Raw genomic sequence first — 22,469 nt, 5'->3', positions numbered from 1 at the left:
GAGGGGGGTGCTGTAGTGATCATTACACGATGACGCTCGCTGAACAACATATAGATACTTGGGGTTGGCCCGCTGCTGCCGTGTTTGGCACGCCGGGGCAGGGTGATTTCGTGTTGGTTTGCGAACATGCCTCTGATTTTATTCCGCCCTATGCGGATGGGCTTGGCCTGTCACCCGAGGCCAAGCGTTCGCATGCGGCTTGGGATATCGGCGCGCTTGATTTGGCCAAACGTCTGAGCGCACGGCTCAATTCGCCTTTGATTGCCGGACAGATTTCGCGCCTTGTCTACGACTGCAATCGCCCGCTTGAGGCCCATGATTGTATTCCGACCCGCAGCGAAATCTATAACGTGCCCGGCAATGCCGAGATAAGCGACGATTGCCGGCGCGACCGGTTTGAGCAAATCCACAATCCGTTTCACGAGACCGTTTCTCAGGTGATAAAAGCGGCGCGTCCGAATGTGATTTTGGCGACAATTCATAGCTTTACGCCGGTTTACAACGGGTTTCCGCGGGTGACAGAGATCGGGTATCTAAGCCATTCGGATGACCGCATGGCCAAGGCCTGCTTGTCACAGGAACACAAGCGCGGCCGTATGAAAGCGGCTTTGGATGAACCCTATTCTGCGACAGATGGTGTGACCTATAGTTTGCAAAAACACGGCGAGGCGCACGGCCTTTTGAATGTGATGATCGAAGTGCGCAATGATTTGATCAACACCGCCCACAAGGCTCAGGCTGTTGGCGATCACCTTGCCGCCACGCTGATTGCGGCCAAAAAAGAGGTGCTGGAGTGAGCGTGCTGCACAAGTTTATCCGCGTCGTCGACGCCATCAATTACCGCATCGGGCGGGTCACGATGTATGGGATCTTCGTGATGATGGCGATTTTGCTGTGGTCCTCGATCTCAAAAACTTTCTTTAATCCTTCGCTCTGGACGCTGGAAATGGCGCAATTTGCCATGGTCGCGTACTATATTCTGGGCGGGCCCTATTCGATCCAGATGGGCTCAAACGTCCGAATGGACCTTCTGTATGGCGCGTGGTCACCCCGCCGCAAGGCCGCTGTAGATATCGTTACAGTGATGTTCCTGATCTTCTATCTGGTCGTTCTGCTCTGGGGCGGCATCGACAGTACCATGTACGCATTCCAATACGGAGGCGAGCGGAGCCCAACCGCGTGGCGCCCCTATTTATGGCCGATCAAAGTGATCATGTGCACCGGCATTACTCTGATGCTTTTGCAGGCCCTGTCCGAACTTGCCAAAGATATTCTGCGTCTGCGCGGAGAGGAAATTCCGCATGTCATATGAGATGATCGCCATCTTTATGTTCGCCACGATGATGGCGATGCTGCTGACCGGGCAGCGTGTTTTTGGTGCGATTGGCTTTGTTGCCGTGATCGCGGCCCTTGTGCTTTGGGGCGATCGGGGCGGCTATGACATCGCCTTTTCCAGCGCGATGAAGCTGATGAAATGGTATCCGCTTTTGACGCTGCCGATGTTCATTTTTATGGGCTACGTCCTGTCGGAATCCAAGATTGCCGACGACTTGTACAAGATGTTTCACGTCTGGATGGGGGGGCTGCGCGGCGGCCTTGCCATTGGCACGATTGGCCTGATGGTGTTGATTTCGGCGATGAACGGCTTGTCGGTGGCGGGGATGGCAATTGGGGCGACCATTGCGTTGCCGGAATTGCTCAAGCGCAACTACGATAAGAAGATGGTGACAGGCGTGATCCAGGCCGGATCGTCGCTTGGCATCCTTGTGCCGCCATCGGTCGTTTTGGTCCTATATGCGATGATTGCGCGCCAACCGGTGGGGCAGCTATGGCTGGCCGGGGTTGTTCCGGGCCTGATGATGGCGGCCTTGTTCATCCTGTATATCGTGGTGCGGTGCCACTTTAACCCATCGCTTGGCCCGGCGCTGAGCGCAGAAGAACGGGCCATGCCGCGCGCCGAAAAGCTGGCACTGTTGCGCGCGGGCCTGCTGCCCGTCGTGATCTTTGCTACGATGATGGTGCCCTTTGTGAACGGCTGGACCTCCCTTGTTGAAAGCTCGGCGATTGGGGCCATCACCGCCTTTGTCGCGGCTGTCCTAAAAGGCCGAATGACCCGCCAAGTCTTTGAAAACTCAGTGCGCATGACCCTCGGCATTTCTTGCATGTTCATGTGGATCATTCTTGCTGCGCTGGCCTTTGGGGCGGTGTTTGACGGGCTTGGTGCGGTCAATGCGATCAAGGATCTCTTCACCGATCAGCTCGATCTTGATCCATGGGTGGTGCTGATCCTGATGCAACTCAGCTTCATCATCATGGGTACGTTTCTGGACGACACCGCCATGCTGGTCATCGTTGCGCCGCTTTATGTGCCACTGGTCAAGGCGCTTGGCTTTGATCTGATCTGGTACGGCGTGCTCTACACGATCACCACACAAATTGCCTATATGACGCCGCCCTTTGGCTATAACCTGTTTTTGATGCGCGCCATGGCCCCGCCGGAAATCACGCTCAAAGACATTTATGGCTCGATCCTTCCCTTTGTCCTGGTGATGGTGCTGGCCCTTAGTCTGGTGATCTTCTTTCCACAGATTGCCCTGTGGCTCCCGAACTATGTGTATGGAAATTAACAACAAAAGACCCGGTTAACGGGTGACCCTATAAACCCACTTGGAGGACTTAACATGACCACAAGACGTAAGTTTATCACCACCGCTGGCGCGGGTCTCGCGGCGGCTCCGCTGGCGACACCGGCCTTGGCACAAAGCACGATCAAATGGCGCATGCAAACCTATGCGGGGCCCGCATTGGCCGAGCATGTGGTCAAGCCTGCCATTGATATGTTTAACAAAATTGCGGGCGACCGCATGCAGATCGAGCTGTTCTTTGCCGATCAGCTGGTGCCCACGGGCGAGCTGTTCCGCGCCATGCAGCGCGGCACCATTGATGCGGTGCAGTCCGATGATGACTCGATGGCCTCGCCCACCGATGTCACCGTGTTTGGCGGCTACTTCCCCTTTGCCTCGCGCTACTCTCTCGATGTGCCAGTGCTGTTCAACCAATATGGCCTGAACGAAATCTGGGACGAAGAATATTCCAAAGTCGGCGTCAAACACATCAGCGCCGGTGCCTGGGATCCGTGCCATTTCGCCACCAAAGATCCGATCAACTCGCTCGCTGATCTGAAGGGCAAGCGCATCTTCACCTTCCCAACTGCGGGTCGTTTCCTGACCCAATTCGGCGTGGTTCCTGTGACCCTGCCGTGGGAAGACATCGAAGTCGCGGTCCAAACCGGCGAACTTGACGGCATCGCCTGGTCGGGCATCACCGAAGACTACACCGTTGGTTGGGCCGATGTGACAAACTACTTCCTCACCAACAACATTTCGGGCGCATGGGCCGGGTCGTTCTTTGCCAACCAAGACCGCTGGAATGAGCTGCCAGAAGACCTTCAGACCCTGTTCCGCGTCTGCTGTGATCAGTCGCATTACTACCGTCAGTGGTGGTATTGGGGCGGCGAAGCCTCCTTGCGTGTCGATGGCACCAAGATGGAACTGACCACGATTCCAGACGAAGAATGGGCCACTGTCGAAAGCGCGGCCATGGAGTTCTGGGATGAAATCGCCGCCGAAAGCCCCACCAAGGCCAAGGTTGTTGAAATCATCAAAAAGTACAACGCCGACATGCAAAAGGCTGGACGCCCTTACCGCTACGGCTAAATAACTTTGCTGCGCCTTGGGGCGATTTCTTGGAGCGATTTCAAGGCGCAGCACCTTCAGGATTGGGATCACGGATATGAGTCAGGTTTTGAGCTTTGAGGCTCTCAAGAGCCAGGTTGCGGACGGGTCGGTCGACACCGTCCTTGTGTGTTTGGTGGACATGCAGGGCCGCCTGATGGGCAAGCGGTTTCATGCCGGGCATTTTGTTGCCGGGGCTTACGCTGAAACCCATTGCTGCAATTACCTGCTGGCCACCGATCTTGAGATGGCCACGCCCGAAGGCTTTGCTTCGACCAGCTGGGAAAGCGGCTATGGCGATTATGTCATGAAGCCTGACCTTGCCACGCTGCGCCCGGTTCCCTGGCTTGAGGGGACCGTCATGGTCTTGTGTGACATCCTTGATCACCACACCCACGAAGAAGTCACCCATTCGCCGCGTGCGATCCTGAAAAAGCAGGTTCAGCGGCTTGAGCATATGGGCCTGACGCCGATGATGGCGACCGAATTGGAGTTCTTCCTTTTCGAGAAAAGCCTTGATGAAATCCGCAAATCCGGTTTCCGCGACCTTGAACCGATTTCAGGATATAACGAAGATTACCACATCTTTCAGACCACCAAGGAAGAGCATGTGATGCGCCCGGTGCGCAACCATCTGTGGAACGCTGGCATCCCGATTGAGAATTCCAAGGGGGAAGCCGAGGCCGGTCAGGAAGAGCTGAATATCAAATACGCCGCTGCGATGGACACGGCAGAATATCACACCATTGCCAAACACGCGATCAAAGAGATCGCCTGGCAACAGGGGCACGCCGCCAGCTTCCTGCCCAAGTGGAGCCATGACAAGGTTGGCTCGTCGTCTCATGTGCATCAGTCGCTTTGGAAAGACGGGCAGAATGCGTTTTATGACCCCAGTGACAAATTGGGGATGAGCGTTTTGATGAAGAACTATGTGGCGGGCATGTTGAAATATGCAAGCGATTACACATACTTCCTGGCCCCTTATATCAACAGCTATAAACGCTTCATGAAGGGAACGTTCGCTCCGACGCGGATCATTTGGTCGGTCGACAATCGCACGGCGGGCTTCCGTTTGTGTGGGGATGGCACCAAAGCGGTGCGGATGGAATGCCGGATTGGTGGGTCGGATATCAATCCGTATCTTGCGATGGCGGCGCTGTTGGCGGCTGGGATTGCCGGGATTGAAGAGGGGCTTGAGCTTGATCCGCCGACCATCGGCGACGCCTATTCTGGTGACACCGGCATGATCCCGGTGAACCTGCGGCAGGCGCGCGAAGCCTTGCTGAGTTCCGACATGCTCAGCGCCGCTTTTGGCGAAGATGTGGTCACACATTACGCCCGTGCCGCCGAAGTCGAGATTGAAGAATTTGATCGCGTTGTGACCGATTGGGAAATTGCCCGCGGGTTTGAGCGCGTTTAACGGTTGGAGAGCGAGAGGCCAGCCTCTCGCTCTCCGGGATATTTTTGGAAAGAAGAAACCAGGGGTCTGGTTGAGCAGGATGGAGGTTTGGCGATGGGCCAGACATTGAAGTGCATTTCGCCGATTGACGGATCGGTTTTTGCCGAACGTGACGTGTTGTCATTGGAGGCCGCAAGGGCCGAGGTCGCAGGGTTGCGGGCGGCGCAGGCGGCTTGGGCGGCGCGGCCTTTGGCAGAGCGGGTTGAGCTTGTCATGGCCGGTGTCGCAGCCGTTGGGTCGATGAATGACGAAATCGTACCAGAGCTGGCCCATATGATGGGCCGCCCGGTGCGCTATGGTGGCGAATTTGGCGGCTTCGAAGAACGCGCAGGCCATATGGCGTCTATCGCGGCGGAGTCTTTGGCGGACATTTCCGTTGGTGAGGATGAGACGTTCAAGCGTTACATCAAGCGGGTTCCGCACGGGGTGGTCTTTGTGGTCGCGCCTTGGAATTATCCCTATATGACAGCGATTAACACCGTTGCCCCGGCTTTGATCGCGGGCAATGTGGTGGCGCTGAAACATGCCACGCAAACCCTGTTGGTGGGCGAACGTATGGTCGAGGCCTTCACGTCGGCCGGGGTGCCTGCGGATGTGTTTGTGAACCTGTTCCTGGATCATGATGTGACGTCAAAGTTGATCGCGGAAAAGGCCTTTGATTTTGTGAATTTCACCGGGTCAGTTGGCGGCGGTCAGGCGATGGAACGCGCGGCGGCGGGCACGTTTATCGGTGTCGGCACCGAGCTTGGTGGCAAAGATCCGGGCTATGTCATGGAGGATGCCGATCTGGATGCCGCTGTCGACACGTTGATTGACGGCGCGATGTTCAATTCCGGGCAATGCTGTTGTGGGATCGAACGCATCTATGTGCACGAGAGCCTGTTTGACAGCTTTGTCGAAAAGGCCGTGGCGATTGTGAAGGGCTATAAACTCGGCGATCCTCTGGACCCTGAAACAACCCTTGGCCCGATGGCGCATGAACGGTTTGCCACGGAAGTGCGATTGCAAATTGCCGAAGCGGTGGCCGCGGGCGCGACCACGCATATAGAGAGCTTTGCGCAGGATGATGGCGGGGCATATCTCACGCCGCAAATCCTCACCAATGTCACCCATGACATGCGTGTGATGCGCGACGAAAGCTTTGGTCCCGTGGTTGGCATTATGAAAGTGTCGTCGGACGACGAGGCGATCGCGCTGATGAATGACAGCGAATTTGGCCTGACCGCAAGCCTGTGGACACAGGATTTGGACCGGGCTGCGCACATTGGTGATCAGCTCGAAACCGGGACCGTGTTTATGAACCGGGCCGATTACCTTGATCCGGGTCTGTGCTGGACGGGGTGCAAAAACACAGGACGGGGCGGGGGCCTATCGGTGATTGGCTTTCACAACCTCACACGTCCGAAATCTTACCATCTGAAAAAGGTGACATCATGAGCCTTGTTGGAAACTGGTCCTATCCGACCGCCATCAAATTCGGCGCAGGCCGGATCAAGGAATTGCCCGAAGCCTGTGCGGCGGCGGGTATGACGAAACCGCTTTTGGTGACAGACAAAGGCCTCGCCAATCTGCCGATCACGGCGCAGGCGCTGGATATCCTGGAGGCCGCAGGCCTTGGTCGCGGGGTGTTTTCCGAGGTTGATCCCAACCCGAATGAAAAGAACCTGGACGCAGGCGTTGAGGTCTATAAGGCCGGGGGGCATGACGGTGTGATTGCCTTTGGCGGTGGCTCGGGTTTGGATCTTGGCAAAATGGTTGCCTTCATGGCCGGTCAAACCCGCCCGATCTGGGATTTTGAAGATGTTGGCGATTGGTGGACGCGCGCCGATGCGGATGCGATTGCCCCGATTGTGGCCGTGCCAACGACGGCGGGCACCGGATCAGAGGTCGGGCGCGCCAGCGTCATCACCAATTCAGAAACCCACGTCAAAAAGATCATATTCCACCCCAAGGTTTTGCCTTCGGTGGTGATTTGTGACCCAGAACTGACGGTTGGCATGCCCAAATTCATCACGGCGGGCACCGGGCTTGATGCCTTTGCCCATTGCGTCGAGGCGTTTTCCAGCCCGCATTACCATCCGATGAGCCAAGGCATCGCCCTTGAAGGCATGAAGCTGGTGATCGACAATTTGCCACGCGCCTATGCCGACGGCACAGACATTGAGGCGCGCGCCAATATGATGAGCGCAGCGGCGATGGGGGCGACGGGTTTCCAAAAGGGGCTGGGTGCCATTCACGCAATGAGCCACCCGATTGGCGCAGTTTTCAACACCCATCACGGCACGACAAATGCGGTCTGCATGCCGGCGGTTTTGGACTTGAACGAAGCGCTTATTCGCGACCGGTTTGACCAGGCGGCGGGCTATCTTGGGATCGCGGGCGGCTATGATGGTTTCCGCGCCTTTGTGCAGGAGTTCAATGACAGCTTTGCCATCCCCCGCACCCTGACCGAATTGGGGGTGACCGGCGATCGGATGGACGATCTGGTTGCGATGGCATTGGAGGATCCATCCTGTGGTGGGAACCCGGTAAAGTTGACAGCTGTCAACTTGCGAGCGCTTTTTGAAGCGAGCTTGTAAAACAGGCGATTGCAGCAGTGGTCAAGAGGCCGTGCATCCTGGGTGCGCGGCCTTTTTATTGTTGGTTATTAACCCTTTGTAAGTTGAGTAAAATACTCTGATTGACTTTGTTGAGTAAATCACTCAGGTTGCGCGAGACGCGAGTCAGGGCGTGCAAACCCATTGGTTTTGCCCCGAAATCGTAACCGAATTTTAATACTCTACGGAGACATGACCACATGAAACGCGCATTCCTGACCACAGCCTTGGTCGTTTTGGGAACATCGGCATTTGCCAACACCAAAACCGATGTTTTGACCAATTACGCCGACATCGCTGCGGCCAAATTCGGTGACAGCCTGAGCACCGCACAGGCTTTGCAAACCGCCGTTGCGGCGCTTATTGCCGATCCAACAGAAGCCAATTTGCAGGCCGCTAAAGACGCTTGGCTGGCCTCGCGCGTGCCCTATCAGCAGACCGAAGTTTACCGCTTTGGCAACGCGATTGTGGATGACTGGGAAGGCAAAGTGAACGCTTGGCCGCTCGACGAAGGATTGATCGATTATGTCGACGCCTCATATGGCGGCGCGACCGATGAAAACGAGCTGGCAGTGCTGAATATCGTGGCCAATCCCACGTTTACCATTGGCGGCACTGAGGTCGATGCAACGACAATCACACCTGAGTTGCTGGCGGAAACCCTGCATGAGGCGGATGGTGTCGAAGCCAACGTCGCCACTGGGTATCACGCGATTGAATTCCTCCTTTGGGGGCAGGATTTGAACGGTCACGGTGCGGGCGCTGGCGCACGTCCGGCGACTGATTTTGCGGCTGGTGAGGGCTGTACCGGGGGCAATTGTGATCGCCGTGGTCAGTATTTGCAGGCGGCGACGGATTTGCTGGTGTCGGATCTGGATTGGATGACGGCACAGTGGGCCGAAGGTGGTGCCGCGCGCGCCGGCGTTCTGGCGGATGAGGACAAGGGCATTGTCACCATTCTAACCGGGATGGGGTCGCTGTCTTATGGCGAGCAAGCGGGTGAGCGCATGCGTCTTGGCCTGATGCTGAATGATCCTGAAGAAGAGCATGATTGCTTCTCTGACAACACTCATAACAGCCATTTCTACGACGGACAGGGCATCCAAAACGTCTATTTGGGCAGCTACACCCGCGTCGACGGCACCAAAATTTCAGGCGCCTCTTTGTCGTCGCTGGTTGCCGCGTCGGACGCGGATTTGGACGCCGAGCTGACCGGAAAACTGGCCACAACCATGGCCGCGCTTGGCGCATTGAAAGCGGCAGCGGACGGCGGTTTTGCCTATGACCAAATGCTTGAGGCAGGCAATGAAAAGGGCGAAGCCTTGATCATGGGCGGCGTGAATGGCCTGGTTGATCAGACCAAATCAATTGAGCGCGCAGTGACCGCATTGGGCCTCGAAAACGTTGCGTTTGAAGGTTCAGACAGCTTGGATGACCCGAGCGCAGTGTTCGAATAACTTCTCTTGGTGCCGGGGGTTCTCCGGCACCAACCCACGCTCCTACTTTCGGGCGAAGGTACTGATATGATGACGTTTCATCGGGCCGACTTGGCCGATATGATACACTTGCCGCTTGCAAGTGTTTTTGTTTTCGCGGCCGCCGTTGCGCAGGCTGAAACGCGGATTTCGACGCTTGAAGATGTGCATTTGGACACGATCCCGCGCACCGTCGAAGAGCATGCGCGGATTGCTGATGTCACAGCCCTTGCGGTGGATTTTTCAAAACCGGAAGCCTTTGAAACCCTGAGCGCTGGAAAAGCGACGGTCCGGGTGCGGCGCAATCGTGATGCGTTTTCGCAACCCTCTGAAAACATGGAGTTTGACAAGCAGCTCAATTTTCGGGTCGGCAATGGTTTGTTCAAGAAAATTTGGGTGTCATCGCCATCGTCGACACGGGCATCTGATGGGCTTGGGCCGCTCTATAATGCGCGCTCATGCCAGCGCTGTCACATTAAGGATGGGCGCGGGCATCCACCCGAAGCCAATGACGAAAATGCGATTTCGATGTTTTTGCGGATTTCGGTGCCCGGCGGGGATGTCCCTGATATTGAAGGGTTTCACGCCACACAGCCGCATCCTTCCTATGGCGGGCAATTGCAAGATTTCACCATTGCAGGCCTGCCGTCTGAGTATCGGTTGAAGGTCAGTTATCAAGAGATTGAGACCTTTCTAGCCGATGGAGAGAGGGTTGAGCTCCGCGCACCCAGCTATGAGGCGGCAAACCCCGGTTATGGGCCCTTTGGGGGCGAGGCGATGTTTAGTCCGCGTGTTGCCCCGCAAATGATTGGCCTTGGCTTGCTCGAAGCGATCCCGGCGGCGGATATCTTGGCGCTGGCGGACCCGGAGGATGCGGATGGCGACGGGATTTCAGGGCGGCCAAATGTGGTTTGGTCGCGTGAGTTTGCCCGCGCGATGTTGGGGCGATTTGGGTTAAAGGCCGGGATGCCGACGGTCCATGAACAATCGGCGGCGGCCTTTTCAGGCGATATCGGGATTTCGACACCGTTGTTCCCAGCCGAGAGTGGGGATTGCACGGCGTTGCAGGTCGGATGTCTGGCGGCTCCAGATGGAGAAGACCCGGAGCGGGATGGGTTTGAAGTTGATCAAACTGCGATGGATTTGGTGACGTTTTACAGTCGCAATCTGGCGGTTCCGTCACGGCGCAATGTGGATGATGCGCAGGTGTTGCGCGGCAAAGAGATGTTTTATCAGGCGGGGTGCCCGGCCTGCCATCAGCCCAAATTTGTAACGCATCGCCTGGTGGATCAGCCGGAACAAAGCTTCCAGCTGATTTGGCCTTATTCCGATTTATTGCTGCATGACATGGGTGAGGGGTTGGCGGATGAGCGGCCCGAAGCTGTGGCAAATGGGCGCGAATGGCGCACACCACCGCTTTGGGGGATCGGTTTGACCCAGCAAGTCAGCGGTCATAGCTATTTTCTGCATGACGGGCGGGCGCGCAGCCTGTTAGAGGCGGTGCTGTGGCATGGTGGCGAAGGGCAAGCGGCCCGTGATAACGTCGCTCAGATGCCGCGCGTTGACCGCGATGCCCTGATCGCATTTCTGGAGAGCCTGTGATGACACGCATTTTATCGTTGGTTTTGGCCGCTGTGACGAGCGTGCAACCGGTTTGGGCGGATGGCCCGTCTGAGGAGGTGATTGCCCCCCTGGTTGCGCAGGCTGTCAGCGATCATATTGTGCCGCGTGTTCAGGCCTTTGCGATGTCGGCCCAAGCGTTGTCGGAGGCCGCGCAGGGCGATTGCGTCGCGGGCCAGTCGACGCTTGAAGCCGGGTTTCATCACGCGATGGATGACTGGACGGCGATGAGCCATCTACGATTTGGCCCGACGGAAGCGGATGATCGGGCCTTTGCCCTGGCGTTTTGGCCAGACGGGCGCGGAAAAACACCAAAGGTTTTGGCGCGTTTGCTTGGCTCTGAGGGCGGGTTGGAGGCTGAGACTTTTCGCGAGGTGTCAATCGCGGGGCGCGGGCTTTATGCGATGGAATTCTTGCTGTTTGATGCGCCAACACAGGCTGTTGGGGATGCCCCGCGGAGGTGCGCGGTGATTGCTGCGGTCGCAGATGACATTGCCTATAACGCGGGTGCGATTGCGGCGGATTGGCAGGGCAACTATGCCACCGAGCTGACAGAGCCGGGACCGGAAAAAGCGTTTCACCACACGTCCGAAGCGGTGCAGGAGCTGTTTAAGGCGGCCATAACCGGTCTGCAATTCACGGCCGACACGCGGCTTGGTCGCCCGCTTGGAACCTTTGATCGCCCACGCCCCAAACGGGCCGAGCTGCGCCGCTCGGGACGCCCCTTGCGGCAAGTGCAAATGTCGGTGGATGGCACCAGGGAATTGGTTTTGATTTTGGCGCAGGTCAACCCGGCGATGCAAGCACGGATCGTGAAGGCCTATGACCAAGTTGATGATTTGATTGATAATCTTGAAGACACAAGCTTTGCTGGGGTGGGTGGCATCCAGGGCCGATTGCATATTGAGATCATCCAGATTCAAATCAACGAAGTGCGCGATCTTTTGCTGGCCGAACTTGGCCCCGCCTTGGGTGTTGGCACAGGATTTAACGCGCTGGATGGGGACTAAGATGACCGGTCGGCGCGGGTTTTTAACCGGGTTATTGTCGGCAAGCCTTTTCCCGGTGCCAAGCTGGGCTGACGTCGGTTCGCCCGCCCTTATAACCGCCGCCAAAACCGCGCAGGGGGCCTATGTTCTGGTCGGCCTGAACGCGGATTTGGAGGCGCTGTTTCGTCTGCCATTGCCCAGCCGGGGCCATGCCGCCGCGGCACATCCGTCGCGCCCCGAAGCGGTGGCCTTTGCCAGACGGCCGGGAACCTATGCGCTTGTGCTTGATTGTCGAAACGGCGATGTGCTGGCGCAGATGCAAGCCCCAAGCGAGCGGCATTTTTACGGTCACGGGGCGTTTTCCGGCGATGGCACGCGGCTGTTTACCTCGGAAAACGACTATGAGGCCGGGCGTGGTGTGATCGGTGTCTGGGATGCGACACGCGATTATGCGCGGATCGGGGAGTTTTCGTCAGGTGGTGTTGGTCCGCATGAGCTGGCTCTTATGCCGGATGGGCAGACACTTGTCGTTGCGAATGGCGGGATCGACACCCATCCTGATAGCGGCCGTGCCAAGCTGAACATTCCCGAGATGCGCCCCAATCTAAGCTATTTTGACCTTGGGGGCGGGTCTCTTGAAACACAGGAGTTGCCAAAAGAATTTCGCCGCAACTCGATCCGCCATTTGGATGTTCGCGCGGATGGGTTGGTTGCGTTTGGGATGCAATGGCAAGGCGATACAGATCGAACACCGCCTCTTGTTGGGGCGCATATGCGTGGTCAGGACATTGTTGTGGCAGGGGAAAACCCGGTGTGGCGCGACATGAAGGGCTATGTGGGCAGCGTTAGTTTTAGCCAAAATGGCCAAAACATTGTGGTGACATCGCCGCGCGGCGGGCGCGTTGTGCAGCTTGGTGCATCTGATCTGGTGCTGGGCCTGCGCCGCGACCAAGCCGATGTTTGCGGCGTTGCAGCGCTTGGCCCGCATATAGTGACGACGACCGGCCACGGCACGCTTTGGCGTGATGACCACATGGTGGCGACGCATCGGGATCTGGCTTTTGACAACCATTTGGTTGCGATTGATACCGGTCACTTGTGACGGGTCACGGGCTTTCGGAAAGGTTTGCATGGCAAGCAAGCGATGAGCCATTGCGGGGACATGCCGCCTTTCCGAAAACGAGGTTTAGCCCGTCAGATCAAAGCGCTTGATCGTTTCAAAACGCCCGTCGATGCGTTCCCCCACCAAGGAGATCTGGTTCACGTCATGTTGCTGGGGCAGGGGCGGCAAGTGCTGAGCCAGAGCGGATTGGACGATTTCAGAGTGATCCGCTGATAAACGGCCCGACAGGGTCATGTGAAACTTGAACTGATCAAGCACGTAGGGGTAACCCCATGTTTGCAAATGCGTTTCTTGGGCCGGTGAGAGATTGGATTTCCGGCGTTTTTCAAGCTCGGCCTCGGTTGGGGGGGCGCGAAAGGCGTCTAGGTCTTGAACAATACGCGCCGCGAGCTGAGCCAAGCCATCGGTGTCGCCATGGGGAACCAGTGCCCAAAACCGGCCCAGTTTTGCCGGTTGTAATTTGGCAATTTGAACCGGAGCGAGATCAGCAGCGAGATCGGACACCGCTTGGGTTAACCCGGTCAGGTCTGAGCCTGTGGCGAGCCGAAAGGGCGGTTTGAGTGTGCCGTGAAACCCGTATTTTCGAGGGGTGGCGGTGATCGTATTGATGTCAGGCACATCAAATTGCGCACAAGGCGCGCCGGTCTCGATATCCCAGCCCAGCCACTGCGCGCCAAAGCGCGCGAGATCGCCATGAGGCGGCAGGTAATAGATACCGAAACGCGTATAGTCTGACATATTTTCCGTTCTCCCTGACTGCCGGTTTTCGCAACCATGCCAGGGAGATGTGACAGAAATTTGGGCCTTCGCCAATGATCGGATGGGGGGGTAGGTCATTTCGCCTGCAAAGGGGGCATGGGGGTTGTGTGTTGGCTGGCAAGGGCGTTGCGCACCGCGAGGTGAAAGACCTGTGTGACCGGAGTTTCGGGGGCGTCGGGCCGCGCCATGATGCCAACTGGGCCGTGGGTCAAGGACGTGTCAAACGGCAGCTTGACCAAGACCCCATCGGCGACTTCACGGGTGACAACGCCACTTGAAATGATCCAGATGGCATCGGTGTTGCGGGTGTAGACCCGGCCAAACGCCCCGGACACGGTTTCGATCCGATTAGGAATGTCGCCGACGCCATTGGCGATCAAATAGCGTTCGATCAGGGGATGGATCGCCGATCCGCGCGGCGGGTAAAGCACCTGCCATTCGCCAATGCGCTGCAGGTCAGGGGCTTCCAGCAACGGATGCCCGGCGCGCACGACAAACTCGACCTGTTCGGTATAAATTTGCGTGAAACTAACGCCTTGCATCGTGTCAGGAGCACCGAGCCGGCCGATGACGACGTCAAGCTCACCCAGGCGCAGGCGGTCGATGAGATGGCTGTGGGGGCCATCGGTCATGGAGAGCGTGGCGCGCGGGGCCAATTGGCTGAATTCATGGACAACATCGGGCATAAGGGAGGCCGCAACGCTGGGTAGACTGCCAACACGGATATGCTGGCTTGCATCCTTGCCGATCTGTTCGAGCCCGTTGAGCCCCTGTTGCAAACTGGCGAGCGACATTTGGGCGAAATGCAGAAATACCTCGCCTTGTTGGGTCAGCGACACGCCCGACCTGTTTCTGGTCATCAGCTGCGCCGCGAGAATGTCTTCGAGCTCTTTGAGGGTTTTTGAAATGGCGGGTTGGGTGAGGAACAGCTTTTGTGCCGCGCGCTTCAAACTGCCCTCGCGGGCGATTTCAACAAAACACTGGATATGTCTGATCTTGATGCGACGATCCAAATTGGTTGCCTTTTGAATGAGGTAACTGAGCGGTTTGGTCGCTATTCTTGCCGAAATGGGCAGGTATTACAAGCTGGGCTGGCCCTGCGCCGCTTCGGTGATCAACTTGGCCATCTCTTCGAAATGGGGGGTGAGCGGACTGGACTTGCGCCAAATCATTCCAATGGTTCGGCTTGGTTGCGGGTCTTGGAACTGCGAAATACAGACTTGGGCGGATTGGGTTTCCGTCGCAATCGCCATCTGCGGCAAAAGCGTGACCCCAAAGCCCGCATCCACCATGCGAACCAGTGTCGACAGGGTCGTCCCGTCCAAGGTGTTGGTGCGGGCCGTGGCCGGTACGTGGCAAAACGACAGGGCTTGGTCACGAAAACAATGCCCCTCTTCGAGCAATAACAGCCGCATTCGTTGCAAGTCTGTCGGGTCAGGCACCGGATTATTCGCGTCGGACTGCGGGCGGACCAAGACGAAGTTTTCGTCAAAAAGCGGATATTCGGTCAGCCAGGATTCCGAAATCGGCAGGGCCAAAATGGCGGTGTCGATCACGCCATCGGACAATTCGCGCAGCAAGGTTGGGGTCATGGTTTCGCGTATATGGATGTCAGCCTGCGGATAGGCGGTGGACAGCGTGCCCAAGATCGCAGGGAGCAAATAGGGCGCAATGGTCGGGATCACGCCTATGCGCAACTGGCCTTGCAATTGGGTCTGCGCGGCGCGAGCGAGGTCTTCGAGATCATCAACGGATTTCAGGATGTCACGCGCGCGGCTGAGCAATTCGGCCCCCAATTGTGTGAGATGCACGCGGCGCGGTTCACGCGCAAAAAGCGGCCCGCCAAGCCGATGTTCCAGCTCCTTGATTTGGACCGACAGCGCAGGTTGAGAGATCGCGCAGGTGTCAGCGGCCTGACCAAAGTGGCCATGCCGGGCCAAAGCATCGAAATAGCGCAGTTGTTTCAGGGTGATGTTACTCATTAGAAAAAGCTATCAAAGCTATCTGAAAATGCAATTTCTTTTTATGAAGATTCCCTTCTAGGCTGTGCGCATACCCAGAGTAGACTTTAGCTGAGGAGAGATCACATGGACGGAAACAGTGTCGGGAAATGCCCGGTTGCACACGGGGCGACGAATGTCAGCATGCGGTCAAACAAGGACTGGTGGCCCAACCAACTCAACCTTCGGATTCTGAGCCAGAATACCGCTAAATCCGATCCAATGGATGCGGATTTCGATTATGCTGAGGCGTTCAAGGGGCTGGATCTAAAGGCGCTCAAGGCCGATTTGGTGGCGCTTATGACGGACAGTCAGGAGTGGTGGCCTGCGGATTATGGCCATTATGGCGGCTTGTTTATTCGCATGGCATGGCACAGCGCAGGCACCTACCGGACAGCCGATGGACGCGGCGGCGCGGGAACAGGGCAACAGCGATTTGCGCCTCTTAACTCTTGGCCAGATAACGGAAATTTGGACAAGGCGCGGCGCTTGTTGTGGCCGGTAAAGCAAAAATACGGCAATGCGATTTCCTGGGCTGACCTGATGATTTTGGCAGGCAACTGTGCGATTGAAAGCATGGGGGGCACCACCTTTGGCTTTGCCGGGGGGCGGGCCGATGTCTGGGAACCTGAAGAAGACGTCTATTGGGGGGAGGAGACCGAATGGTTGGCCGAAACCGACAACCCCAACAGCCGCTATTCCGGTGATCGCGACTTGGAAAACCCTTTGGCTGCGGTGCAAATGGGGCTGATTTATGTGAACCCGGAAGGGCCGGATGGTCAGCCCGACATTCTGGCGTCAGGGCGTGACATTCGCGAGACGTTTGCGCGCATGGCGATGAATGACGAAGAGACCGTGGCGCTAGTGGCGGGGGGGCATACATTTGGCAAGGCGCATGGAGCGGGTGATCCGGCGCTTGTTGGCCCGGAACCTGAAGCCGCTGGAATCGAGGAAATGGGCTTTGGCTGGCGCAATCAACATGGCAGCGGCAAAGGAGGCGACACCACGACAAGCGGTATTGAAGGCGCATGGACCGCAAACCCGACGAAATGGGACAATGGTTATTTTGATCTGCTGTTTGGCTATGATTGGAACCTGACCAAGAGCCCGGCAGGTGCCTGGATTTGGGAGCCGGTTGGCGTGGACGAAGAGCATATGGCCCCCGCCGCGCATGATGCGTCGCAAAAGGTCAAAACCATGATGACCACGGCGGATATGGCCATGCGGTTGGACCCAATTTATGGGCCAATCTCGCGTCGGTTCCATGAAAACCCTGAGGACTTCGCCGATGCCTTTGCCCGCGCTTGGTTCAAGCTGACCCACCGCGATATGGGGCCACGGGCCCGGTATTTGGGGGCCGAGGTTCCAAGCGAGGAGTTGGTTTGGCAAGACCCGGTGCCCGCGTCACAAACCGATCTGGCAGACGGTGATGTGAGCGCTTTGAAAGCTGCGGTTTTGGAGGCGGATGTTTCTGGCGCTGATCTGATCAAGACAGCCTGGGCCTCGGCGTCGACCTTCCGTGGTTCGGATATGCGCGGCGGTGCCAATGGGGCACGGATTCAGTTGGAGCCAATGAACCGTTGGGACGCCAACGAGCCGGAAAATCTGGCACGGGTTTTGGCGGTTTTGAAAACGGTGCAGGCGGAGTTTGCCAAGCCGGTATCGTTGGCCGATCTGATTGTGATTGGTGGCGCGGCTGCTGTTGAGCAGGCTGCAAAAACCGGTGGGCATGATGTGACTGTTCCGGTGACTTTGGGGCGTGGTGATGCGACCCAGGAACAAACGGATGTGGAGAGCATCGGCTATCTGGAACCTGAGGCGGATGGGTTTCGCAATTACCAACGGCGGGCCTATACGATTTCGCCGGAGGAGTTGTTGATCGACAAGGCGCAATTGCTGACGTTGACGGCACCGGAAATGACGGTTCTGGTTGGTGGTTTGCGCGTTCTTGGGGCCAATCACGGCGGCAGTGCGCATGGTGTTTTGACCGACCGGGTTGGTACGCTGTCGGCGGATTTCTTTGCCAATCTCTTGGATATGGGCACCCGTTGGTCGGATGCGGGCGACGGTGTCTATGAGGGGAAATCTGCGTCGGGAGAGCTGCGCTGGACAGCGACGCGGGTTGATCTTGTGTTTGGATCAAACTCGCAATTGCGTGCTCTGGCTGAAGTGTATGGCCAGGCGGACAACGAAGGCAAGTTTGTTGCTGATTTCGTTGCAGCATGGGCCAAGGTTATGGACGCGGACCGGTTTGATTTGAGCTAAGCGCAATTGAGCAAAGAGGGCAGGACCAGATGCCCTGGTATAGAAACGCCCCGCGAACCAAAAGGTTTCGCGGGGCGTTTTTTACATTTTTAATAGGGGTTTAGTCGCTTGTGATCTCATCATTGCGGACGCGGAAAAACACCGCATAGAGTGTCGGAACGATGATGAGCGTCAGGATGGTCGCAAAGCTAAGCCCACAGATGATCACCACGGCCAGCGATTTGAAGAACGGGTCCCAAATCAGAGGCACAACCCCAAGAACTGTGGTCAAAACCCCCAAGGAGACCGGCCTGACGCGGCTGACGGCCGAGTCGACAATCGCCTGCATACGGGCCTTGCCATCCGCAATCTGCGAATCCGTTTCGTCAATCAAAACAATGGCGTTTTTGATCAACATCCCGGTCAGCGACAAGATGCCAAGGATCGCCATGAACTCCATCGGGGTTTGCGTTGCGGCCAGGCCCCAAATCACCCCGATCAACGCCAGAGGCACTGTCAGCCAAATAATCAAGGGCTGGCGAATGGCATTGAACAAGAAGAGCACCACGAGGATCATGGCCCCAAACCCCAAAGGCATTGTCGAAGCAAGACCGGCATTGGCTTCTGTGCTGCTGCCAAATTCACCCTTCCAAACCATTGAGTACCCAGGAGGAAGCGGGATGGCTTCGACCGGTCCGCGCACCTCTTCAAACAAATCGCCAGACCGCACACCTGGCGCGTTGTCCGCCTGGGCCGTGATCGCGAGCTTGCGATCAATTCGGCGCAGGTTGCCTTCTTCGAAGACAAGATCGAAGCGATCAACCACCTGAGTTATCGGAATATATCCGCCAATGGCCTGGCTGTAGTTTTGCACATCACGCAACATGCCAATGTCATTTCTGTCACCTTCAAAAGGGCGCATCGTGACGTTGAGCAATTTATCATTTTCACGATAAACGCCGATATTGGCCCCATTGAAATGGGAATAGAGCGCGTTGGAAATCTCGCCTTGGGTTAAGCCAAGACGCCGGGCGTTTTCAGTGTTGATGACGGGACGCATGACTTGGATCTGTTCACGCCAGTTGTCTTTGATCGCGATGGCACCTGCGTTGGCAAAGATCGCCTTGGCCTCGGCTGCCAAGCTGCGCAACACGACAGGATCAGGACCAAAGAAGCGCGTTTCGATTTTTGATCCGCCACCGGGACCAAGCACAAAGCGCCAGACTTTGGCATTGGCCGCTGGATAGGTTTCATCAATCCAATCCTGAAGCGAGCCCCGCAATTCGTCAATTTGCAAGTAATCTTCGACATCAACAAGAATCTGACCATAGCCTGGGTTGCTGTCTGCCGCTTCGTAGATCAGCATAAACCGGGTATGACCGGTGCCAACCATCAAGTTGGTGCTGGTCACGCCGTCAAGCGCCTGGACGTGTTGATCAATTTCAAGCAAATCGCTTTGGGTCTGCGAAATGTCGCTCCCTTCGGGCAAGGTGTAATCGATCACAAACTGCGCACGGGTAGAGGACGGGAAGAAGCCTGGAGGTACAAGGCTAAAGCTTGCGATTGCTGAGACAAACATCGCGATCACAACACCGATGGTCAAAAAGCGAACTCGGATCGCGCGCGCCAAGATTGCGCGGTACCAGCGCAAAACAATGTTCTCTTTTTCCTCGACCGGATTGCTATCCGATTTGAGCAGAAGTGTGCAAAAGTAAGGGGTGAGCCAGATTGCGACGAGCCATGAAAACAGCAGGGCGATTGAGATCGTCCAAAACAAGCTGCCCGCATATTCGCCAGTATTGTCAGGGGAAAACCCGATGGGCGAGAAAGCCAAAAAGCCAACGATGGTCCCGCCCAAGAGCGGCCATTTCGTTTGGTTGACGACAGCGATCGACGCCTCTCGGGGGTTTTCACCGCGATGCACACGCACAAGAGTTCCTTCGACGACCACAATGGCATTATCGACAAGCATACCCAGCGCGATAATCAGCGCGCCAAGGGAAATACGTTGCATATCAAGGCCGTAGAGGTACATCCCAAACAATGTCCCGGCGACAGTGACAAGCAAAATCCCCCCCATCAAGATGCCCGAGCGCAAGCCCATAAACAGGAGCAATGTGCCAACAACGATGATCAGCGCCACAATAACGTTCATGACAAAATCGTTGACCGAGGTCTTGACCGAGTCAGATTGATCAGAGATCGCAAGGACTTCGATGCCAATAGGGCGATCTTTGATCAGCTCGTCCATGCGGGCTTTGACCGCTTCGCCCATGTTGACGACATTGCCGCCAAGGGTGTTGGAAATCCCGATCCCAACAGCAGGCTGGCCATCGCGATAGAGCAAGCTTTTGGCAGGATCGACGAGGCCACGCGATATGCTGGCAATGTCTTTGAGACGAAAGGACGTGCCGGTTTGGGCGTTGGAGATCACCAGATTGCTGATGGCATCAAGGGAATTGATGGCCGTTTCAGGGCGAATGGTGATGCGACGGGTGCCCGCTTTGACCGAGCCTGCGGGTGTCACCAGGTTTTGCCCTTCGAGGACCTGACCGATTTGTGACGGCGACAGGCCGAGTTCAATCAAGCGTGCGGGGGCGTATTCGACGTAAATAACTTCGTCCTGAACGCCGTTGAGAATGACCTTGGACACGCCTTTGACGGTGACCAGCTCGCGCTGCAATTCCTCGGCATAGGCGTGCAGGTCGGGCATGGAATAGCCTTGGCCCACCACCGCAAAATACAGCGCATAAACATCGCCGAAATCATCATAAACCTGCGGAGGCAGCGCGTTTGGTGGCAACTCAGACCCGATGTCATCAATTTTGGCGCGCATCTGTGCAAAGCGCTCGTAGAGTTCGGGGTAATCTGGTGTCGACTGAATGGTGAATTCAACCGTGACGTTGCTGAGACCGGGGGAGGAAACGGAGCGGACTTCTTTGATGCCCTGAAGCTGTTGAAGCGCATTTTCTATGACTTCGGTGACTTCATCGGCCACTTCTGCAGCGCTGGCACCGGGGTAGGGGGTAACGATCTGGGCTTGTCGGATGACAAATTCAGGGTCTTCGAACCGCGGGAGTTTGGTGTAGGCGAAATAGCCCGCCACCAAGATCAAAAGCGTGGCGATCGCCGAGATCAGGCGTTTATCAATCGCAAAGCGAGCGAGATCCATGCGCTTAGCCCCCGATCTTTGTGATCGGGCGGATGGTCATGCCGACTTGCAGCTTGTTAAGACCGGCTGTGATGACGATGTCGCCATCCGTTAGTCCGCTGGCAACTTCAATCATATCACCCCTTGCGTTTCCGAGGGTAACATCCTGTTTGGAAACGGTTTTTGAATCTGGATCCATCAGCCAGACATAGGCCGACCCATCTGGTGCTGCTGCAACGGCGGTGAGCGGGACGTTGATCATGGAGACCCCGGCGTTTTCGACCAACACGTTGATTTGGCCCACCATTCCGGGAAGGATCATCCTGCCTTCGGGAACTTCAACGGCAACGCGGACACGATATGTTTGCGTCGCGGCATCGGCTTGGGTTGAGAACTCAACCAGCTCAGCATCAAAGACCGGGCCGGGCAGGTTGTCAAAGGTGACGGTCACCTTTGGATCATCGTAGGTGGAGAGCGTGATCACATCAGAACCGGGCACATCAAAGGCGAGGTCAATGACCGAGAGTGCCTGAAGCAGAACGATGTCCTGCCCCGCCTGAACATTGGTAAAGTTCTCAATGTCGCGCCGGGCCACGATCCCGGTGAAAGGGGCCGTTAGGGTTGCATCTTCAAGGTTGCTGCGGGCGGTTGAGAGCTGGGCTTCCAGTCCGCGTAGGGCGGCTTCTGCGGAAGAGATGTCTTCGGCGCGGCCGCCAGAGGTGCCAATCAAAAGCTGTTCTTGTTTGGCACGAAGATCGGCTTGGGCGACGCGCAATGTCGCTTCGTCCTGATCAAGTTTTGCCGCCGCGACAACACCGCGTTCCGCAAGTTGTCGTGTTCGAACGGCTTGATCGCTGGCTTGGTCTACCTGGGCCTGAGCGGCAGCGACGGCTGCCTCGAGTGCGGCGACTTCTTCGGCGCGGGCACCGCTGCGCAGGGCTTGGAGCTGGGCCGCGGATTGATCACGCTGGCTTTCGAGTTGGGCGATATTGGCTTCGAAATCGCGGGGATCAAGGCGGGCAATCATATCGCCTTTGTTCACTTGCGTTGCGCCGCGCACAGGCAGTTCAATGACACGGCCCGAAACGCGGAAAGACAACTCTACTTCTTGTGACGGAAAAACAACGGCCGAGTAATCGCGGCGCAACGCCGTTTCAGATTCCTGAACCGTGAATACCTTTGCCGGGCGCACAGAGTCCTGAGCCCAAGTCTGGGTCGCCCCCGTCACAATAACCCCGGTCAGTGCAGTCGCAAATAACAATGTTTTCATTGTGTTAGACCCATTTGTAGAATGTCCTGCCAGAGTGGCACGAATTTT

At 56.8% G+C, this 22,469-nt stretch carries 17 protein-coding genes; 12 read left to right on the top strand and 5 right to left on the bottom strand.

Annotated features, from left to right (window positions below; translation table 11 throughout):
• The first annotated feature begins 29 nt into the window (after positions 1 to 29).
• The 11 genes from ACRBB0_RS16370 (at position 30) to ACRBB0_RS16320 (ending at position 12,976) form a co-directional block, all read left to right on the top strand.
• On the top strand, positions 30 to 797 hold the full coding sequence (locus ACRBB0_RS16370; RefSeq protein ID WP_431375521.1) for an N-formylglutamate amidohydrolase: 768 nt from the start codon (positions 30 to 32) through the stop codon (positions 795 to 797).
• Positions 798 to 859: 62 nt separating this feature from the next.
• Complete coding sequence (locus tag ACRBB0_RS16365) at positions 860 to 1,312, top strand: TRAP transporter small permease subunit (protein ID WP_431375812.1); 453 nt, start codon at positions 860 to 862, stop codon at positions 1,310 to 1,312.
• Positions 1,302 to 2,627 carry a TRAP transporter large permease gene (locus ACRBB0_RS16360; protein ID WP_431375520.1) on the top strand — a complete coding sequence of 442 codons (1,326 nt, stop codon included), beginning with the start codon at positions 1,302 to 1,304 and terminating at the stop codon, positions 2,625 to 2,627. The genes ACRBB0_RS16365 and ACRBB0_RS16360 overlap by 11 nt, the downstream gene beginning before the upstream one ends.
• A gap of 54 nt (positions 2,628 to 2,681) precedes the next feature.
• Entirely contained in the window at positions 2,682 to 3,716 is a 1,035-nt protein-coding gene (locus ACRBB0_RS16355) for a TRAP transporter substrate-binding protein (protein WP_299924476.1), read from the top strand.
• Positions 3,717 to 3,792: 76 nt separating this feature from the next.
• The gene (locus ACRBB0_RS16350; RefSeq protein ID WP_431375519.1) at positions 3,793 to 5,154 is read left to right on the top strand and encodes a glutamine synthetase family protein; all 1,362 of its coding nucleotides are present in this window, start codon (positions 3,793 to 3,795) and stop codon (positions 5,152 to 5,154) included.
• 93 nt (positions 5,155 to 5,247) lie between these two features.
• Complete coding sequence (locus ACRBB0_RS16345; protein WP_431375518.1) at positions 5,248 to 6,630, top strand: aldehyde dehydrogenase family protein; 1,383 nt, start codon at positions 5,248 to 5,250, stop codon at positions 6,628 to 6,630.
• Complete coding sequence (locus tag ACRBB0_RS16340) at positions 6,627 to 7,772, top strand: iron-containing alcohol dehydrogenase (protein WP_431375517.1); 1,146 nt, start codon at positions 6,627 to 6,629, stop codon at positions 7,770 to 7,772. The genes ACRBB0_RS16345 and ACRBB0_RS16340 overlap by 4 nt, the downstream gene beginning before the upstream one ends.
• A gap of 218 nt (positions 7,773 to 7,990) precedes the next feature.
• Complete coding sequence (locus ACRBB0_RS16335; protein WP_431375516.1) at positions 7,991 to 9,247, top strand: imelysin family protein; 1,257 nt, start codon at positions 7,991 to 7,993, stop codon at positions 9,245 to 9,247.
• A gap of 99 nt (positions 9,248 to 9,346) precedes the next feature.
• A complete protein-coding gene (locus ACRBB0_RS16330; RefSeq protein WP_431375811.1) occupies positions 9,347 to 10,867 on the top strand; it encodes a di-heme oxidoredictase family protein in 1,521 nt (506 codons plus the stop codon).
• On the top strand, positions 10,867 to 11,895 hold the full coding sequence (locus ACRBB0_RS16325; RefSeq protein WP_431375515.1) for an imelysin family protein: 1,029 nt from the start codon (positions 10,867 to 10,869) through the stop codon (positions 11,893 to 11,895). The genes ACRBB0_RS16330 and ACRBB0_RS16325 overlap by 1 nt, the downstream gene beginning before the upstream one ends.
• A 1-nt stretch (position 11,896) precedes the next feature.
• Positions 11,897 to 12,976 carry a DUF1513 domain-containing protein gene (locus tag ACRBB0_RS16320; protein WP_431375514.1) on the top strand — a complete coding sequence of 360 codons (1,080 nt, stop codon included), beginning with the start codon at positions 11,897 to 11,899 and terminating at the stop codon, positions 12,974 to 12,976.
• A gap of 84 nt (positions 12,977 to 13,060) precedes the next feature.
• Here ACRBB0_RS16320 and ACRBB0_RS16315 read toward each other — a convergent pair whose 3' ends face one another.
• The 3 genes from ACRBB0_RS16315 to ACRBB0_RS16305 all read right to left on the bottom strand — a co-directional run bounded on the left by ACRBB0_RS16315 (position 13,061) and on the right by ACRBB0_RS16305 (position 15,738).
• The gene (locus ACRBB0_RS16315; RefSeq protein ID WP_431375513.1) at positions 13,061 to 13,735 is read right to left on the bottom strand and encodes a DUF1045 domain-containing protein; all 675 of its coding nucleotides are present in this window, start codon (positions 13,733 to 13,735) and stop codon (positions 13,061 to 13,063) included.
• A 95-nt stretch (positions 13,736 to 13,830) separates the two neighbouring features.
• A complete protein-coding gene (gene pcaQ / locus ACRBB0_RS16310; RefSeq protein ID WP_431375512.1) occupies positions 13,831 to 14,769 on the bottom strand; it encodes a pca operon transcription factor PcaQ in 939 nt (312 codons plus the stop codon).
• Positions 14,770 to 14,835: 66 nt separating this feature from the next.
• Complete coding sequence (locus tag ACRBB0_RS16305) at positions 14,836 to 15,738, bottom strand: LysR substrate-binding domain-containing protein (protein WP_431375511.1); 903 nt, start codon at positions 15,736 to 15,738, stop codon at positions 14,836 to 14,838.
• A 105-nt stretch (positions 15,739 to 15,843) separates the two neighbouring features.
• Between ACRBB0_RS16305 and katG the strand changes: the two genes are divergently transcribed.
• Positions 15,844 to 18,021: a catalase/peroxidase HPI gene (katG, locus tag ACRBB0_RS16300; RefSeq protein ID WP_431375510.1), complete on the top strand. Its 2,178-nt coding sequence runs from the start codon at positions 15,844 to 15,846 to the stop codon at positions 18,019 to 18,021.
• Positions 18,022 to 18,121: 100 nt separating this feature from the next.
• Here katG and ACRBB0_RS16295 read toward each other — a convergent pair whose 3' ends face one another.
• Entirely contained in the window at positions 18,122 to 21,172 is a 3,051-nt protein-coding gene (locus ACRBB0_RS16295) for an efflux RND transporter permease subunit (RefSeq protein WP_431375509.1), read from the bottom strand.
• Positions 21,173 to 21,176: 4 nt separating this feature from the next.
• Positions 21,177 to 22,421, bottom strand: a complete 1,245-nt coding sequence (locus ACRBB0_RS16290; RefSeq protein ID WP_431375508.1) for an efflux RND transporter periplasmic adaptor subunit — start codon at positions 22,419 to 22,421, stop codon at positions 21,177 to 21,179.
• Positions 22,422 to 22,469 lie beyond the last annotated feature (48 nt).

The organism is Pelagimonas sp. (assembly GCF_050633425.1).
GTDB lineage: Bacteria > Pseudomonadota > Alphaproteobacteria > Rhodobacterales > Rhodobacteraceae > Pelagimonas.
Note: the sequence above shows the minus strand (reverse complement) of the source record. Positions and strands in the feature narration are given on the sequence as shown.

Excerpts from the sequence above, each read along its gene's own strand:
- ACRBB0_RS16295 (WP_431375509.1), bottom strand. The coding sequence starts at position 21,172 with ATGGATCTCGCTCGCTTTGCGATTGATAAACGCCTGATCTCGGCGATC.
- ACRBB0_RS16350 (WP_431375519.1), top strand. The coding sequence starts at position 3,793 with ATGAGTCAGGTTTTGAGCTTTGAGGCTCTCAAGAGCCAGGTTGCGGAC.
- ACRBB0_RS16360 (WP_431375520.1), top strand. The coding sequence starts at position 1,302 with ATGTCATATGAGATGATCGCCATCTTTATGTTCGCCACGATGATGGCG.
- ACRBB0_RS16325 (WP_431375515.1), top strand. The coding sequence starts at position 10,867 with ATGACACGCATTTTATCGTTGGTTTTGGCCGCTGTGACGAGCGTGCAA.
- katG (WP_431375510.1), top strand. The coding sequence starts at position 15,844 with ATGGACGGAAACAGTGTCGGGAAATGCCCGGTTGCACACGGGGCGACG.
- ACRBB0_RS16345 (WP_431375518.1), top strand. The coding sequence starts at position 5,248 with ATGGGCCAGACATTGAAGTGCATTTCGCCGATTGACGGATCGGTTTTT.
- ACRBB0_RS16290 (WP_431375508.1), bottom strand. The coding sequence starts at position 22,421 with ATGAAAACATTGTTATTTGCGACTGCACTGACCGGGGTTATTGTGACG.
- ACRBB0_RS16335 (WP_431375516.1), top strand. The coding sequence starts at position 7,991 with ATGAAACGCGCATTCCTGACCACAGCCTTGGTCGTTTTGGGAACATCG.
- ACRBB0_RS16315 (WP_431375513.1), bottom strand. The coding sequence starts at position 13,735 with ATGTCAGACTATACGCGTTTCGGTATCTATTACCTGCCGCCTCATGGC.
- ACRBB0_RS16370 (WP_431375521.1), top strand. The coding sequence starts at position 30 with ATGACGCTCGCTGAACAACATATAGATACTTGGGGTTGGCCCGCTGCT.
- ACRBB0_RS16305 (WP_431375511.1), bottom strand. The coding sequence starts at position 15,738 with ATGAGTAACATCACCCTGAAACAACTGCGCTATTTCGATGCTTTGGCC.
- ACRBB0_RS16355 (WP_299924476.1), top strand. The coding sequence starts at position 2,682 with ATGACCACAAGACGTAAGTTTATCACCACCGCTGGCGCGGGTCTCGCG.
- ACRBB0_RS16340 (WP_431375517.1), top strand. The coding sequence starts at position 6,627 with ATGAGCCTTGTTGGAAACTGGTCCTATCCGACCGCCATCAAATTCGGC.
- ACRBB0_RS16365 (WP_431375812.1), top strand. The coding sequence starts at position 860 with ATGTATGGGATCTTCGTGATGATGGCGATTTTGCTGTGGTCCTCGATC.
- ACRBB0_RS16320 (WP_431375514.1), top strand. The coding sequence starts at position 11,897 with ATGACCGGTCGGCGCGGGTTTTTAACCGGGTTATTGTCGGCAAGCCTT.
- ACRBB0_RS16330 (WP_431375811.1), top strand. The coding sequence starts at position 9,347 with ATGATACACTTGCCGCTTGCAAGTGTTTTTGTTTTCGCGGCCGCCGTT.